This window comes from Psychrobacter immobilis, from assembly GCF_904846285.1.
Classification (GTDB): domain Bacteria; phylum Pseudomonadota; class Gammaproteobacteria; order Pseudomonadales; family Moraxellaceae; genus Psychrobacter; species Psychrobacter immobilis_D.
Genome location: NZ_CAJHAD010000002.1, coordinates 86,488 through 101,116, shown reverse-complemented (window position 1 = coordinate 101,116; position 14,629 = coordinate 86,488). Strand labels below are relative to the sequence as shown.

The window sequence follows — 14,629 nt, the reverse complement described above, 5'->3', positions numbered from 1 at the left end:
GGATGCTCCTATTTATTGTTATTAGTAGTTTGATTGTTATCTGTATTTTCAATTACCACATTTTCTTTTGGCAAATACTTATCTAAAGCCGCTTGACGATGGGCTTCATCGGCTAATGGGAAACCAAGCTTAGCGCGCGCTTCAACATAACCAATGGCGACTTTACGCGCCAGTGTACGTACACGTAGAATGAAACGCTGACGTTCGGTCACTGAAATCGCGCCACGAGCATCGAGTAAGTTAAAGGCATGCGAAGCTTTTAGCACCATCTCATAGGCTGGCAGCGGCAAACCTTCAGCAACTAGCTTATCCGCCTGTTGTTCATAAAAGTCAAACATCTGACCCATCATTGGTACATCGGCGTGCTCAAAGTTATAGGTCGATTGCTCAACTTCATTTTGATGGAATACATCGCCATAAGTCACGCGACCAAATTCGCCATCTGCCCAGACCAAATCATAAACGCTATCGACGCTTTGCACATACATCGCCAAGCGCTCAAGACCGTAAGTAATCTCACCTGTCACTGGGAAACACTCAATACCGCCTACTTGCTGGAAGTACGTAAACTGAGTGACTTCCATACCATTAAGCCAAATCTCCCAACCAAGTCCCCACGCACCCAGCGTTGGCGACTCCCAGTTATCCTCAACAAAACGCACATCGTGCACCAGTGGATCGATACCAATGGCTCTTAATGAGTCCAAATACAACTCTTGGATATTGGGTGGATTAGGCTTTAGCACCACTTGGAACTGATAATAATGTTGCAAACGGTTTGGGTTATCACCGTAGCGACCATCGGTCGGACGACGTGATGGCTGCACGTAAGCCGCATTCCAGCGCTCAGGACCTAAGGAGCGCAAAAATGTCGCGGTGTGAAAAGTACCCGCGCCGACTTCCATATCATAAGGCTGCAAAATAACGCAGCCCTTGTCAGCCCAATAATTTTGTAGTGTTAGGATGAGATCTTGAAACGTCATCGGCTGAGTGTCTTTTTCTTGTATCATCGGGTTTGTCACTTGTGATGTCATAGTTTGGACTGTCATAGTTTGGGGCATCGTCATAAAGCCACGGTGGAATTTGTATTATGAAATAAAATATTGATAGCGCTCGTATCGCCTATTTGGCAACGACTCTATTTGCCTGCTCACCTTACTAAAAATTGACTATTTTATCTATATTTAGCGCAATTAAATTTGTCTAATCAGCTTAAATAGTCAGTTATAAGTCTTATTTATCCTTAAACTGTCCGCATAGGTCTTCGGATATGACTTATTAAACACCCAGATAAAAAAATACCCAAATGCAGAGCATCTGGGCAGGAGGAAAAGTATGTCTTTTGATATCCTGATGAGTCAGGCTTTTTGTTTTTTCGTGGGCTGTTATTTTTATATTAGCCTTATTCTTTGTTTCTCTAGATATAACTTTATTTAAATAGTATTGGTATTAACTTTAATATTATTGATACGATTGGCTACTGGCTTTGGGCATGATTATCCATAAGATGATATAAATTAAAATACCAGGTACTGCTGCGCTCATCGTTGAGACAATAACAAATAGCAATCTTACCCACGTAGGTGACCAACCGACATATTCTGCGATGCCACCCATCACGCCCGCTATCATGCGATGATTTTGTGATCTATGTAATTTTGCTAACTTAGCCAAATCAAATACCTCTCTTATTATTTATAATTACTTATTATTTATACTTATTTTACGTCTAATATTTATCGTTATTTTTATAATCTGTTTTAAAACTATATAAGTCTTCTGAACTTAGGAATAAGTATAGCAACTAATCCTATTTTATCTGTTGAGTATGTAGACGTGCTTTGTGAATTTATGCTACTTAAGCTTGCCCTAATCTCTCATAAACCATCGTAAACCCCTGATTTTAAATAATTATTTCAAAATGTTTCATAATTAGCTTTGTTGCGCTTATCTTACACTTCTTGTTACAAATCCACTTTTCGGCTATTTATAACAGATAAATAAATCTTATAGATTTAGCGTTAAAAATAGTGAAATATTTAAAACAATGATAAGTAAATGAATAACTTGGTTTTATTGTTATCAATAAAAAATATCGTCAGCTAAAGCCAATTTTTACAATAACCTACCTGTAAATCTGTTTAAACCTTTATACCATGCTGATAAACCATTAAAACAACGACTGTCGATTGGTAACTTTTAGAATATAAGGAAAACTATGTACGATTCAGGCTTAATAATTGGACATTTTGAACCACTACATTTAGGACAAATGCGCAGTATATTGAACGCAGCAGGACAAGCAAAAACCTTAAATATCGTGATTATGGCGCATCCAGCACCGCATCCAGACTTTAATATTACGTTGCAAGATAAAGCGCGTTGGCTACAGATGGCGTGTGTAGATTTGCCATTTATCCATATTCATACCACTGATGAGATTGAGCTGCCGCTACATGAAAACTTTGCTGACGTCACAATAGACTTGGCTGCTAGCAATGCCAGATTGCAATGCTTAATAGATGCATTAAAATTGCCAGCAGAGACGGTATTATTTGTGGCAGAAAACCATCCGTTAGCGCGGAAGGGCGTTTGTGAGCAGCTAATCATGCAAGTGCTGACCACACCCCTACAGCCTGAATTTGACTCTTATGCGATTGCACGCAATCCGGTCGCGCATTGGTCAGCGCTGCACCCACAGGTGCGCGTCGACTATACCAAAACGGTGGCTATCGTTGGCGGTGAAAGCTCGGGCAAGACGACATTGGTACATAAGCTTGCCAACTATTACGGGTCCAGCTTTGCGCTTGAGATGGGACGGCTATATGTCGGTACAGATTTAGGCGGTAGCGAGATTGGTTTGCAGTACAGCGATTATGGTCCTATTGTGCTCAATCATGCGCAGGCTATCCGCGATGCAGCCGCTCGAGCCACTGCACCCGTTACTATTGTTGATACTGACTTTGTCACCACTCAGGCTTTTTGCGAAGAGTATGAAGGTCGTAGCCATCCTTTTGTGGCCGCTTGTATCGATGAGTTTCGCTTAGACCATACGATTATGCTCGATAACAATACCCTATGGGTGGATGATGGCATGCGCTCATTGGGTACGCCTGAAGCGCGCGGTCGCTTTGAGCAACGCTTGCTAGATATTTTCGCCCGTCATAACATTAAACCGCATATGATTGATAAGCCCGACTATGATGCCCGCTATCAACAAGCTTTGCTATTTATTGACCAGTACATTTACGGTAAATAAGTGCTTTGCTAAATAAGCGCTGTATTAAATAATAGTTATGCTAAATAAAAGCAGTGCCAAAAAAATAATGTAAAAAATGCAGCACATTAAAAAATAAGAAACATTGATTATCGTTTTCATACTTTGAGGAAAAAGGCTTTATGCGTATTCAGCTGTTAGATAACATCACCGGAAAATGGGCCATACAATGGATTGTCCTATGGTTTATTTGCGGCGTCATTGCCTTGTCGGCAGGATTTTGGCTGACTACAGAGCACACTACTCTTGATTGGTTTTACTTAGCCGTGTCATTTATTGGTTTGATTTGCGTGGTGTCATTATCGTTTCGCAAAAACATTCTGGGTAATGGCTTTGGTATGGCGGCGACCGCAGGGGAATTTGTCGTCCAAGCAACCTCGGGTGCAGTTGGTTTGATGCTCGCGCCGTTATTTAACTTTTTCAGTCACCTTTATGGAATTTTTTATTGGTCCAAGCATACCGATGCCGATGGCGATATGGTACCCAAATCCGCCAGTCGCTGGATTTGGCTATTAACCATCGCTTTTATGATCATCGGTTTGGCACTATTTCCCACTGTCAATGATTTACTTGCCAATTATGGCTATGCCGTTGTTGAAGATGATAGTAGTAAATTCTTGGGCTTTATCTCTTTCTTTTGGATTAACGTCATCGCTTTTGTACTCTCTATCACCGCGCAAGCAGCGATGATTTTGCGTTATTCATTTAACTGGTGGTTATGGATTTTATCCAACTTCGTTTGGCTGACTGTTAACCTGATGTCGGGCAATTATATCTTTGCCATTCAAACCATGGTCTACCAAGTAAACTCGTTTCTCGGACTGTATGAATGGTACCGCAGCGAGCAAAACTCTGTAGAACTGGCAAAACCAGTACATTAATGGATAATTTTAGTAAGCGATAAAAATTTGAAAAACAAACAAATTAAGTTAAATAAATGGCATGATTTGACTTTACGGTTTACCAGATAAAATGGCAGAATGTGCCAATTAGTGCTACAACTGGTATTAATAAGTAGATTTATGCATTTATTGCATGTCATTTATCTACGATTGGTCATTTATCTACGATTGGTCATTTATTTGCTAACAGGGAGGTTAGTATGTCTCGTACTCGTCAAGGCCGTATGTCTAAACGCACACTTGAGCAATGGCTCAGTGAGTATTCTGTCAGCCATCAAAACCTAGTCAATAAAAAAATCCATTGGTTATGTGTCCCGACGATTTTTGTCAGCATATTAGGCATGGGCATGTCGCTATCAGTGTGGTTCACCTTGGTGATAAGCGCTTTAGTTTTGATATTCTATATGCGTTTATCGACGCCGCTGTTTTTGGCAATGGGAATGTTTATTCTCATTTGCTTATCAGTGATGACGTTATTACCGTGGGGCTTTAAGGTTTGGGCGGCTATCTTTGTGGTTGCTTGGATTGGACAGTTTGTTGGTCATAAAATTGAAGGCAAAAAGCCTTCTTTTTTTGAAGATTTACAGTTCTTATTAATTGGTCCAGCATGGGTAGCTAATAGTTTGATGCGCCGTAAAAAAAGCTAAATAACAGCTATTTAGTATTGCCCTTATTTTTAGCCTTACCATCTAATATTATCGTTTAACGATACCATTTAACGCTACTATTTAATATGGCATCTAATACAGATAAAAAAACGCCACCCAATAATCAATTGAGTGGCGCTTTTTTTATGTGCTAGCTACTTCTATTTGCTAACTAACCTTTTTACACAAATAGCTTACTTACCAAATACTTGCATACGGTCTTCGACAGGCTTGAACGCTTTGTCGCCTGCTAGCTGCTCAATCGCGCCAAATACCATTTGCGCATTCAATTCCCAATGTTCGTCGATATTCCACTCTTCAGCGACTTTTTTATCGATAATTGGATTGTAATGCTGTAAGTTAGCGCCGACATCAATGCTGGCTAAGGCAGTCCAGATAATGTACTGATGCATGGCATTGGTTTGGTCTGCCCAAATTGGGAATTTATCCGCATATAAAGGCGCAGCGGCTTGCATGTCTCTTACGACGCTATGATCTTCAAAGAACATAATGGTACCAGCGCCGGCTTTAAAGCCATCCATTTTTTGCTTGGTCGCAGCGAACTGCTCTTCATTATCAACGATATCACGTAAAGTATCTTCAGTGATTTGCCACAGCTTGTTGTGGTCATCGCCAAATAAAACGACGATGCGCGTCGATTGTGAGTTAAAAGCTGATGGCGTATGCAAAACCGCATGCTCAACCAACTTCACGATTTCGTCATTTGATACTGGCAATTGATCGCTCAATGCATAGATAGAACGACGCTTTTCAGCCAAGTGCTGTAATGTTTTTAGGTCTGACATAGGTTTCTCCGTATTATTAATATGATTTCAATCCAATGAAAATAAACCTTAGATTAGAGTAGAGATGATGAATTGCTGCAAAACCGCTACTTTTTAATCTAAATTAGTATATGAACATTAAAATCAAATCCGTATGCTATTTTTGTAAAATAAACTTAACGATAAATCTCTATTTAAAAGCCAGTTTAATGAATGATGCTTAATATTAAACTAACCTTTAAAGCCTTGCGGTAACTCTGGAGCTGGCAAACGTTTCATATCTGAATCGACATTCCCAAAACGCTCATGACCGTTATTCCAGTCAATAATAGATTGCTCAATCTCTTCTTTATTGTCTGCAACAAAGTTCCACCATAGTAGTACTTGGTTATTTAGTGGCTCACCACCGATAAACATCACACGGGTACCTTTTCTGGCGACTAACTTGATGCTTTCATTATTGGCAACATCGCTATCATGGAAGCGGAACAATTGATCTTGCTCACAAATTTTGCCTTCAGACTCGATCTGCCCTTCTGTCACCAAGATACCGTATTCAAAACCGGGCTCTAAATTAAGGGTAACTTCGCCGTCCTCTAAGAAATAGACATCGATACCGACCATTTTTGAGTACTGAATGGTTGGCGCTTCATAACGCTTGCCTGTTACGCTGTTATAGCTGCCCGTCGTTAGAATCATCTCGACACTATCTTCGCGCCAGGTTGGCAGCTCTGGATAATGATGGAAGTTACGTTCGATTTGCTGATCGGTCGGTAATGCAATCCATAGCTGCACCATGCTTAGACCACGAGCGGCATCTGCTGAACCGCCGGTATCTGGAAAAACGCTTTGTTCGGTATGGCTGATACCTTGGGTTAGACCCGTACCCGCTGTCATGACGTTGACTTGATTTTTGCTGATAACTTGCTTATTACCCAAACTGTCTTTATGCAGTACTTCGCCATTTAACATCCAGCTAAAAGTTTGCAGATTGGTATGCGGATGACGACCGACTTGCATACCGGTTTCATCTTCGCCAAATTCAGCAGGGCCCGCATGGTCTAAAAAGCACCAAGCGCCGATTGGCTGCTTGCCTTTATTCGGTAACAGACGGGCAATGGGAATGCCGCCCACATCTGCTAAGCGCGGTTCTAGGGTTTCAATACTCATGATTCACCTCTTATTATTTGATACTGGATATAATGTGACGTATAGATAAAGCTCATTGTTTAGCATTAAAAGCTCATAGGTACTTCCATTAGTAATACTTTAGCGTCATCGATGACGTCCATCGTAAAGTTCTTAGTATCCCAAACACCAAGACCATCGCGGGTATCCAAAGTGTTACCGTTTACAACGACTTTACCGCTAATGACAAAGATATAAACGCCATTATTAGGGTTTTTGAGCTCATAAGTCTGAGTCACGCCTTTATCAAAATTACCCATACTGAACCAAGCGTCCTGATGAATCCATACCCCTGCATCGTCCGCATTGGGCGATAATACTTGATTGAACTCATTTGGTTTTAGGATGTCATCCATACGAACTTGCTGATAACGAGGCTCAACGTTCATTTTATTTGGGATAACCCAAATCTGTAGGAACTTCACCGCTTCGTTGTCGTCACCGTTCATTTCACTGTGCGTGATACCAGTACCCGCCGACATAACTTGGATTTCACCAGTTTCGATGATGCCATTATTACCAATATTATCGCCGTGACCGAGCTTACCTGATAAAGGAATGCTGATAATTTCCATATCACGGTGTGAGTGCTTACCAAAACCTTGACCAGCGATTACAAAGTCATCATTAATGACACGTAGCGCACCAAAGCCCATACGTTCTGGATTATGATAATTGGCAAAACTAAAGGTATGCTTGCTTTTTAACCAGCCATGGTTGGCATCGCCACGAGAATCTGCTGCATGATAGATCGTTTTCATAGTTTATCCTTAGTTATTAGTAAGTTAAACGATTTTAAAATTTATGATTCATTAACTCGTTTAAACAATGGATCTATTATAATTGTTGTCTACTAATAGATAAACAACGATAATCGCAATTAACTATTGTTATTTTTAGAACAATAACGTCATAAAGATAGGGTAATATATGGATAACAGAACCCTGTATTTTCATAACAGAACCATTTATATTCATAACAGAACTAGTAGCATAAGCTGATACTATCGCTCATGTAATGATAGTGAATGTAAATTAAGTCTAGAAGATGTTAATCATACTTACGATATAAGGAAATTTAACCATGTCAGAGAATGCAAAGTCAGATAAAAAAAATAGAGAACCGTTAGATTACGAAGTCATTGATAATACTGATAAAAGGCGTTTTGAGATTCATATCGATGGCAAAATTGCTTTGGAAGATTATGAATTCTTTACGACAAGTGAAGGCGAAAAAGGTATTGAATACAAACATACCGAAGTGCCAGAAGAGTTAGGTGGTCGAGGTATTGCAGGTTATCTGGTCAAATATATCTTAGATGATGCGGCTGCAAAAAACTTGCGCGTGAAACCGACTTGTCCTTATGTAAAATCTTATATCGACAAGCATCCAGAGTACCAAGACAACTCAGTATTTCATAACGCTAAGCCTTAAATAGCTAAACATAAGCGCTTAACTAGAGAGCAAAAAAAACGCCATATCTTTACGGATATGGCGTTTTTTATTGGCAATGTTTTGTGTGGGTAGGATTTTTTATGGGCAATGATTTTTATGAGCAATACTTTCTAATAGCAATAATATAAGTAGTGGGATGACTAAGCTAAAACTTATTACGCAATATGCTCTAAAAATTCTTTATCGCGTGCCATTATTGACAGATATAGCACTGGCAATACGAACAAGCCCACCGCCCAAAAACTCAGCTGTATATATAGCAAGGCACCTACTAAAGCGCCAACTAAAAAGCTAAACACCAATACAGAGCTGTGTGCCAGTTTTTTTCCATTATCGGCGTTTCGATTGAGTAGATAATCAGTCAAATTAATACCCAATTGCGTGGTATTTCCGGTCATCAGCACGGTAGGGCTCATGTGTTTAATCACCGTTTTGCTAGCAGTATTACGAATCGCTAGCGCAATTAAGCCTAATCCACCCGTTATCGCCACGGTTATATCGCCAGCATCGACAAACGGCTGATAATAAAGACCAGCCACCATAAATGCGGTCAAAAAAGCCGCTTCTGCTAAAAATAAATGGCTTAAGGTCAGCTGTTTATTTTTACTATGGTCAATAAATATCTTGGTGACCATGACCGTCAAAATAAACAACGGCAAAGCGGCGAGCTTAATCCATAGACCCGCTTCACCTTTCACCAAGCCACTACCGGCCATCACCAAGTTACCCATGACGTGGGCAGTAAAGAAACCAAACAAGGTAATAAAACCAATAGTATCAATCGCGCCGCCAACGACCGTTAATAGTACCGGCGTTTGATGACGTTGCCAAAAACTTGGCGGCTTTGAGTCAGGTGAAGCTGATTGATGGCTATCATTTTGACTGGCAGCTTTATTATTAATATTAGCAGTATCGGTAGAGATTGAATTAGTCACGCGACTGTCCTGCAAATTTAACAAACTCAGTCACAAAGCTTTGTAAGAACTTCTGCGTCCGTTCGCTGACGCTGCCATCTTCATTTAAGCTGTCCGTTGCACGGCTTAAATGAATTTCAGGGTCGATCATTACTTGTGCCGACAGCATTTGCATGCTTTTACGCACATCAAGCCCACTATTGATACCGCCAAAGCTACCCGGCGATGCCGTGACGACAGCGACTTTTTTACGCGTCCAAACACTTTTTTTATAAGGGCGCGAGCCGATATCTACGACGTTTTTCAAAGCAGCAGGCATGGTGCGGTTGTGCTCTGGCGTCACCATTAATACTGCGTCAGCGTCTTTTAGCTGCTGACGCACGCGCTCATAGCTGTCAATAGTCGTATCATCATAGTCTTGATTATAAAGCGGCAAGTCTGCAATATGCACTTCCTTTATAGTGACGTTGTCAGGCATCTGCGCCGCAATAAATTCTGCAAATTTACGATTAATAGATTCTTTTCGCAAACTACCGATAATTAGTGCGATATTGATTGATGCGCTCATAACAACTCCCTGATAATGATAAAAACCGTCTAGATTGAGCATTTTACTATACTAGATTCTGCGCGTATTACTGTTATCAATTGAATAAGCACCTGCTCCATGAGCAAATATCATCAAGAAACCACCCGCCATAGCAATATTTTTCATAAATGGGTTCATTTGTGATTCATCAATCCAGAATTGATGGAAAAGTAACGCTGACACAATGCTAAAACCAGCCATTAAAATCGCCACCAAGCGCGCTTTAAAGCCTAATAAAATAGCGATACCACCAAGCAGCTCAACAGCAATGACCAAAGGCAATAGCATACCTGGTACGCCCATTGCCTCCATATAGCCTTGGGTAGCGGCGTAGCCAGTAATTTTGGTAAAACCTGAAAAAATAAAGATCATTGATAACAATAGGCGACCAATTGGGGCGCTCAACTCTTGTAATTTGTCCATGATTATTCTCCGATAAGATAAAAGTCATAATTATAAAGATTTTATTTAAAAGACTTTTGTTTGATTAGGCAACGGCATTATTATAGCCGTTGCCTAATAATAGATAAACCATGATAATTACAAATGTAAGTTCTTATTTAGAGAACAGTCAAGAAAGGATTCTATTGATACAATAATAAAAACGACCATACTTATAATCGTTAATTAGGCTCGTTACTTATGCTTGTTACAGAAACAGTTAACATTTGAACAATGATATAAGACGCCACAGAGAGAAGCATTTTTCGGTACGGTTTAGCGTCTAACATCATATTTTTTGCTACACTTATTGTGCTGGTATATAAGATATACTTAACGCTAAATTTTGAAACGAATAGTTTTTAAACTGAAGATTCTTAAAACCGATTCAGTCTTTGAGATAATAATTAACCAAGGCAGTATATTTACTCGACGCTATACTTACTTCTACCTACTCACTTAAAAAAAGGATGATTTATGATCACTGTAAGTTCTATTAAAAAAACAAATCGCGCGCTTGCTTTTGCTGCTATCGGTACGCTTGGTCTGCTTAGCACACTAGGTCACGCTGCAACTTATGAGCTTGACCCGCATCATACCGCCGTGCGCTTTTCTGTCGATCATTTTGGTACTTCTACCAACGCGGGCGGCTTCTATAATCTATCGGGTATTCTTGAATACGCGCCTAAAGAGAAAAAAGGCTTTGTCGGTATTACCATCCCTATGGGCAGCTTGAGCACAGGCATTAAAGCTTTTGACGGCCATCTAAAATCTGCAGATTTTTTTAACGTACAAGAATATCCAACCGCTTATTTCAAATCGACCAAATGGGAGTTTGATGGCGATAAAGTTAAAGCGGTCAAAGGTGATTTAACCCTGCTTGGTAAGACTCATCCAGTGACTTTAAAAGCCACTAAATTTAACTGCTATGACAGTCCTTTATTAAAAGCTGAAGCTTGTGGTGGTGATTTTGAAACCACTATCGATAGAACCAAATGGGGCATCAATACCTTTACCGATGGCGGGATGATGAAGGACATCAAACTGGTCGTTCAGGTAGAAGGCAGTAAAAAAGCAGCTCTTAAATAAGGGTAATTTATCCATTTAAGATAATGCTTTTAGATTGAACACAGTCTCGATTATTTGGCTTTATTGATAAAAGGCTGGGTTTTTAACTCAGCCTTTTATCTTTTGTATCGTTAATAGTAAATAAAATAGATATATTAAATATATACTTAGATAAAGAAAACACTTGGGAAATAACCGTTTTATATCATGGTCATCATACGATATAGCAAAATAATAATAGTTAAATAACAATAATGAGGTAGCTAGGATGGGACAACTAGAAGACATGGCGATGTTTGTTCGCATTGTCGAAGCAGGCAGCATTACCAAGGCTGCTGAACAATTAAATATTGCCAAATCAGCCGTTAGCCGTCGTCTTAAGGATTTAGAGACACGTTTGGGCAGTCAGCTTATTAGCCGCACCACGCGCCAATCCAACTTGACCCAAGCCGGTGAGCAATATTACCAAAAGGTGAACAATATACTCAGCGAGGTCGACGCGCTAAATGAGGAAACCAGTGGCGCGCCGACACGTATCGAGGGTACCTTGAAGATGACCGCGCCACTGTCATTTGGCTTGATGCATTTAAATGATGTCATCGATGAATATGCCAATCAGCACCCCAATTTAAACTTTGAATTGGATTTTTCTGATCGGCATACGGATTTGGTAGAAGAAGGCTTTGAGTTAGCCATTCGGATCAGAGAGCTGCAAGATTCTAGTTATCAGGCCAAACGTTTGGCGCTGATTCGTTATGCCTTATGTGCCAGCCCTGAATATCTGAGTAGAATGGGCACGCCTAAAACCATCGAGGATTTGGCAGAGCATGAGTTTTTACAATATGGTCTGAGCAAATCCAGCACCATAGAGCTGATAGACGAGCAAGGCAAGAGGCATCAAGTCGCCATCAACTCAAAAATAAAAGTGAATAACGGTGACTTTTTGCGCGATATGGCCGTAAAGGGACATGGTATCGCTTTTTTGCCCACTTTTATTACTTATAAAACCTTAGCCAGTCGTGAGCTTGTGCCCATTATGCAACAGTATCAATTGCCCACTTTAAACGCTTATGCTGTCTATCCTAAAAACCGCTTTTTATCACAGCGCTGTCGCTATCTCATTGATTTCATAGCCGAGCGTTTTGGTGATGACCCTTATTGGGATAAATTTTCATAGACCTAACTCAGTAAACTGAGCAGTTTTTTAAAGTCGCTATAAATCTTAAAACAATACTGTTAGTATTATTTTAAGATATCCATCAGTCATAAGGAGATGCAACATGGATTTAACATCACTCGGCATGAAAGCCATTCACGATTTTGACGACGTTCGCCAAAGTCCATTACCACAAGAGCGCCTAAAAGCAGCCCGCAAGCAAGCAAGCGCTTTTAGAGAACGCTTTATGGATGAAGCGCCGGTACAATTTTATCAAAGCGCCGACATGGTGCGCGTGCCCTACCCGACATGGTACGCCTACAGTGGCGTCTATACCCAAAGCACCTATAAATTCCCCTATCTTCATATCCTAAACCGTATCTTTATCATTCAGTATCATGATTTCTTAGGCGAATTAAAAACCTTATTGTTTTCTCCCTCTGATATCGAAGCGGATCGTGAAACACCCTTCTTTAAACGCTTAACGGATAAAATGCCCAGTTGGTCGCCGCTTGAAGGTGTTGTTGCGCCTATCATTCGTGATGTCACTGGTGCCTTAGCGGAAGTCGGCTTGTCTCCAGAAGACGTTGATTATATTAGCTACGACCACCTTCATACTCAAGACGTCCGCCGCTGGCTCGGCACTAAAGATAAAGCTGCCTATTTCCCCAACGCTAAGTTATTGGTTCATGAGCAAGAATGGTTAAGTACTACCTCATTACTACCTGTGCAAGCAGATTGGTATTGCCCAAATGGTATCGAAGGTGTCGATCCTGACAAAATGATTAAGTTTACGGGTAGCATTCAATTGGGCGAAGGCGTCGCCCTGGTGCATACCCCCGGTCATACCGAAGGCAATCATTCGTTAGTTGCGCGCGTCGCTGACGGTATAAGAGTGACTTCAGAAAATGGCGTCGGCGCGGATGCTTATGCACCGATGAATTCGAAAGTAAATGCCATCCGTCGTTATGCTAAACAGACAGGCATGGAAGTGATTTTAAACGGCAACACGCTAGAAGGCAGTAACGACCAATATATCTCGATGGTCGTCGAGAAAACCATTGCTGGTCCCTCTAAAAACCCTGACTTCCCTAACTGCGCCTCAAGTAGCGAGGCGACGCCCTACTGGCTAATTCCTGGGCATAAAGTCAGTCATTTAATCGGTGAGGCAAAGTTTGGCAGCTTACAGAAAAAATCAGCAAAACAGCCAAGCTCGATAAACCAACCAAGCTCGATAAAAGACAGCTCATTGCAAAAGGAAAGCGCGTGATGGGTTACTTTACCGGTAAAAATATCTATATCACTGGCGCGGCATCTGGTATCGGACTTGAAACGGCTAAGCAGCTGATTCAACAAGATGCAAATTTGGTCTTGTTTGATAGACAAGCGCTTGATAAAGCCGTTGTCACGCTGCAAGGCTTGAACAAAAACAAAGCTTCGATTATCAGCTATGAATTGGACGTCACCGACGCCGATACGACAGCCAAGAAAATCGCTGAGGCTGCCAGCAAGCTATCGCCTGATATCTTGATGCATTTCGTCGGGATTACAGGGCCTTGGACGTTTGATGAGATGAGCCAAGAACAGTTTGAGCGCGTACTGACTATCAATCTATTCGGCACGCGCAATGTTCTAGCTGCCGTGCGACCGTTTTTGTCACGTGGCGATCAAGTCATGGTTACTGCTTCGATGGCGTCCTTCACTGGCAGTTATGGCTACAGCTCTTATAGCGCCTCAAAATTTGCTATTTGGGGCATGATGCAATCTATCGGTTTTGAATGGAAGCCTGATGGTATTGATATCACTGTCTTTGCACCACCACCGATAGATACGCCACTGACCCAAGCAGAAGTCGGCGTCATGGCGCAAGCTGGTGTCGGCATGAAAAAACTGGCTGGTGAATTAAAAATTGACGATGCGGTTAAATCTATGCTCAAAGGCGTAGAAAAGCGGCAGTTCTTGGTCGTACCGGGCGTGATGGCAAACTTGATTAGATTACAGCTGCGTCTCCTTCCTGTCAGTTGGGTTAATTGGATAGGCAATAAGACCGTCGCTTTTTCGCTTAGAAAATAGCGTCTCTAAAAATGGCTTATTTGCATTAAAATTTCGCCGCCATCGAGTTTTAATCAGTAAGTTAAAAATAATCTCCATAAAAAAGCGTCACCCAACATTTAGTTAGGTGACGCTTTTTTATGACAAGTTCTCT

At 41.0% G+C, this 14,629-nt stretch carries 16 protein-coding genes; 8 read left to right on the top strand and 8 right to left on the bottom strand.

Annotation, left to right across the window (positions count from 1 at the left end; translation table 11 throughout):
* Positions 1-8 precede the first annotated feature (8 nt).
* A complete protein-coding gene (gene glyQ / locus JMX13_RS02450) occupies positions 9-983 on the bottom strand; it encodes a glycine--tRNA ligase subunit alpha (protein ID WP_201609485.1) in 975 nt (324 codons plus the stop codon).
* A gap of 478 nt (positions 984-1,461) precedes the next feature.
* On the bottom strand, positions 1,462-1,674 hold the full coding sequence (locus JMX13_RS02445) for a PspC domain-containing protein (protein WP_201544576.1): 213 nt from the start codon (positions 1,672-1,674) through the stop codon (positions 1,462-1,464).
* A gap of 544 nt (positions 1,675-2,218) precedes the next feature.
* Between JMX13_RS02445 and nadR the strand changes: the two genes are divergently transcribed.
* The 3 genes from nadR (at position 2,219) to JMX13_RS02430 (ending at position 4,826) form a co-directional block, all read left to right on the top strand.
* Entirely contained in the window at positions 2,219-3,259 is a 1,041-nt protein-coding gene (gene nadR, locus JMX13_RS02440; RefSeq protein WP_201609375.1) for a multifunctional transcriptional regulator/nicotinamide-nucleotide adenylyltransferase/ribosylnicotinamide kinase NadR, read from the top strand.
* 140 nt (positions 3,260-3,399) lie between these two features.
* Positions 3,400-4,158: a nicotinamide riboside transporter PnuC gene (pnuC, locus tag JMX13_RS02435; RefSeq protein ID WP_201609373.1), complete on the top strand. Its 759-nt coding sequence runs from the start codon at positions 3,400-3,402 to the stop codon at positions 4,156-4,158.
* A 221-nt stretch (positions 4,159-4,379) separates the two neighbouring features.
* Positions 4,380-4,826, top strand: a complete 447-nt coding sequence (locus JMX13_RS02430; protein WP_201609371.1) for a DUF962 domain-containing protein — start codon at positions 4,380-4,382, stop codon at positions 4,824-4,826.
* A 194-nt stretch (positions 4,827-5,020) separates the two neighbouring features.
* Here the strand turns inward: JMX13_RS02430 and JMX13_RS02425 are convergent, their stop codons facing one another.
* From JMX13_RS02425 to JMX13_RS02415, 3 genes are all read right to left on the bottom strand, one after another.
* Positions 5,021-5,632 (bottom strand): nitroreductase family protein, encoded by a 612-nt coding sequence (locus tag JMX13_RS02425; protein ID WP_201609370.1) that lies wholly within the window; start codon positions 5,630-5,632, stop codon positions 5,021-5,023.
* A 210-nt stretch (positions 5,633-5,842) separates the two neighbouring features.
* Positions 5,843-6,781, bottom strand: a complete 939-nt coding sequence (locus tag JMX13_RS02420) for a pirin family protein (protein WP_201609369.1) — start codon at positions 6,779-6,781, stop codon at positions 5,843-5,845.
* A gap of 65 nt (positions 6,782-6,846) precedes the next feature.
* Positions 6,847-7,560 (bottom strand): pirin family protein, encoded by a 714-nt coding sequence (locus JMX13_RS02415; protein ID WP_201609368.1) that lies wholly within the window; start codon positions 7,558-7,560, stop codon positions 6,847-6,849.
* Between the two features lie 323 nt (positions 7,561-7,883).
* Here JMX13_RS02415 and JMX13_RS02410 point away from each other — a divergent pair, with 323 nt between their 5' ends.
* Positions 7,884-8,234 (top strand): GNAT family N-acetyltransferase, encoded by a 351-nt coding sequence (locus JMX13_RS02410; RefSeq protein WP_201609367.1) that lies wholly within the window; start codon positions 7,884-7,886, stop codon positions 8,232-8,234.
* 176 nt (positions 8,235-8,410) lie between these two features.
* On the opposite strand, the gene JMX13_RS02405 is transcribed toward JMX13_RS02410, so the two are convergent.
* From JMX13_RS02405 to JMX13_RS02395, 3 genes are read right to left on the bottom strand one after another with little or no spacing between them, the layout of a single operon-like run.
* Positions 8,411-9,157 carry a YoaK family protein gene (locus JMX13_RS02405; protein ID WP_201609484.1) on the bottom strand — a complete coding sequence of 249 codons (747 nt, stop codon included), beginning with the start codon at positions 9,155-9,157 and terminating at the stop codon, positions 8,411-8,413.
* 25 nt (positions 9,158-9,182) lie between these two features.
* Complete coding sequence (locus JMX13_RS02400) at positions 9,183-9,737, bottom strand: NADPH-dependent FMN reductase (RefSeq protein WP_201609366.1); 555 nt, start codon at positions 9,735-9,737, stop codon at positions 9,183-9,185.
* Between the two features lie 51 nt (positions 9,738-9,788).
* Positions 9,789-10,181 carry a DoxX family protein gene (locus JMX13_RS02395; RefSeq protein WP_201544561.1) on the bottom strand — a complete coding sequence of 131 codons (393 nt, stop codon included), beginning with the start codon at positions 10,179-10,181 and terminating at the stop codon, positions 9,789-9,791.
* A gap of 495 nt (positions 10,182-10,676) precedes the next feature.
* Here JMX13_RS02395 and JMX13_RS02390 point away from each other — a divergent pair, with 495 nt between their 5' ends.
* The 4 genes from JMX13_RS02390 (at position 10,677) to JMX13_RS02375 (ending at position 14,496) form a co-directional block, all read left to right on the top strand.
* The gene (locus JMX13_RS02390; protein WP_201609365.1) at positions 10,677-11,288 is read left to right on the top strand and encodes a YceI family protein; all 612 of its coding nucleotides are present in this window, start codon (positions 10,677-10,679) and stop codon (positions 11,286-11,288) included.
* A 247-nt stretch (positions 11,289-11,535) separates the two neighbouring features.
* Entirely contained in the window at positions 11,536-12,444 is a 909-nt protein-coding gene (locus JMX13_RS02385; protein WP_201609364.1) for a LysR family transcriptional regulator, read from the top strand.
* 103 nt (positions 12,445-12,547) lie between these two features.
* A complete protein-coding gene (locus JMX13_RS02380; RefSeq protein ID WP_201609362.1) occupies positions 12,548-13,693 on the top strand; it encodes a hypothetical protein in 1,146 nt (381 codons plus the stop codon).
* On the top strand, positions 13,693-14,496 hold the full coding sequence (locus tag JMX13_RS02375; RefSeq protein ID WP_201609361.1) for an SDR family NAD(P)-dependent oxidoreductase: 804 nt from the start codon (positions 13,693-13,695) through the stop codon (positions 14,494-14,496). Before JMX13_RS02380 ends, JMX13_RS02375 begins: the two co-directional genes overlap by 1 nt.
* The last annotated feature ends 133 nt before the right edge of the window (positions 14,497-14,629 follow it).

Bases quoted from the DNA above. Each gene is read 5' to 3' on its own strand.
- glyQ (WP_201609485.1), bottom strand. From the start codon at position 983: ATGACGTTTCAAGATCTCATCCTAACACTACAAAATTATTGGGCTGAC.
- nadR (WP_201609375.1), top strand. From the start codon at position 2,219: ATGTACGATTCAGGCTTAATAATTGGACATTTTGAACCACTACATTTA.
- pnuC (WP_201609373.1), top strand. From the start codon at position 3,400: ATGCGTATTCAGCTGTTAGATAACATCACCGGAAAATGGGCCATACAA.
- JMX13_RS02430 (WP_201609371.1), top strand. From the start codon at position 4,380: ATGTCTCGTACTCGTCAAGGCCGTATGTCTAAACGCACACTTGAGCAA.
- JMX13_RS02425 (WP_201609370.1), bottom strand. From the start codon at position 5,632: ATGTCAGACCTAAAAACATTACAGCACTTGGCTGAAAAGCGTCGTTCT.
- JMX13_RS02420 (WP_201609369.1), bottom strand. From the start codon at position 6,781: ATGAGTATTGAAACCCTAGAACCGCGCTTAGCAGATGTGGGCGGCATT.
- JMX13_RS02415 (WP_201609368.1), bottom strand. From the start codon at position 7,560: ATGAAAACGATCTATCATGCAGCAGATTCTCGTGGCGATGCCAACCAT.
- JMX13_RS02410 (WP_201609367.1), top strand. From the start codon at position 7,884: ATGTCAGAGAATGCAAAGTCAGATAAAAAAAATAGAGAACCGTTAGAT.
- JMX13_RS02400 (WP_201609366.1), bottom strand. From the start codon at position 9,737: ATGAGCGCATCAATCAATATCGCACTAATTATCGGTAGTTTGCGAAAA.
- JMX13_RS02395 (WP_201544561.1), bottom strand. From the start codon at position 10,181: ATGGACAAATTACAAGAGTTGAGCGCCCCAATTGGTCGCCTATTGTTA.
- JMX13_RS02390 (WP_201609365.1), top strand. From the start codon at position 10,677: ATGATCACTGTAAGTTCTATTAAAAAAACAAATCGCGCGCTTGCTTTT.
- JMX13_RS02385 (WP_201609364.1), top strand. From the start codon at position 11,536: ATGGGACAACTAGAAGACATGGCGATGTTTGTTCGCATTGTCGAAGCA.
- JMX13_RS02380 (WP_201609362.1), top strand. From the start codon at position 12,548: ATGGATTTAACATCACTCGGCATGAAAGCCATTCACGATTTTGACGAC.
- JMX13_RS02375 (WP_201609361.1), top strand. From the start codon at position 13,693: ATGGGTTACTTTACCGGTAAAAATATCTATATCACTGGCGCGGCATCT.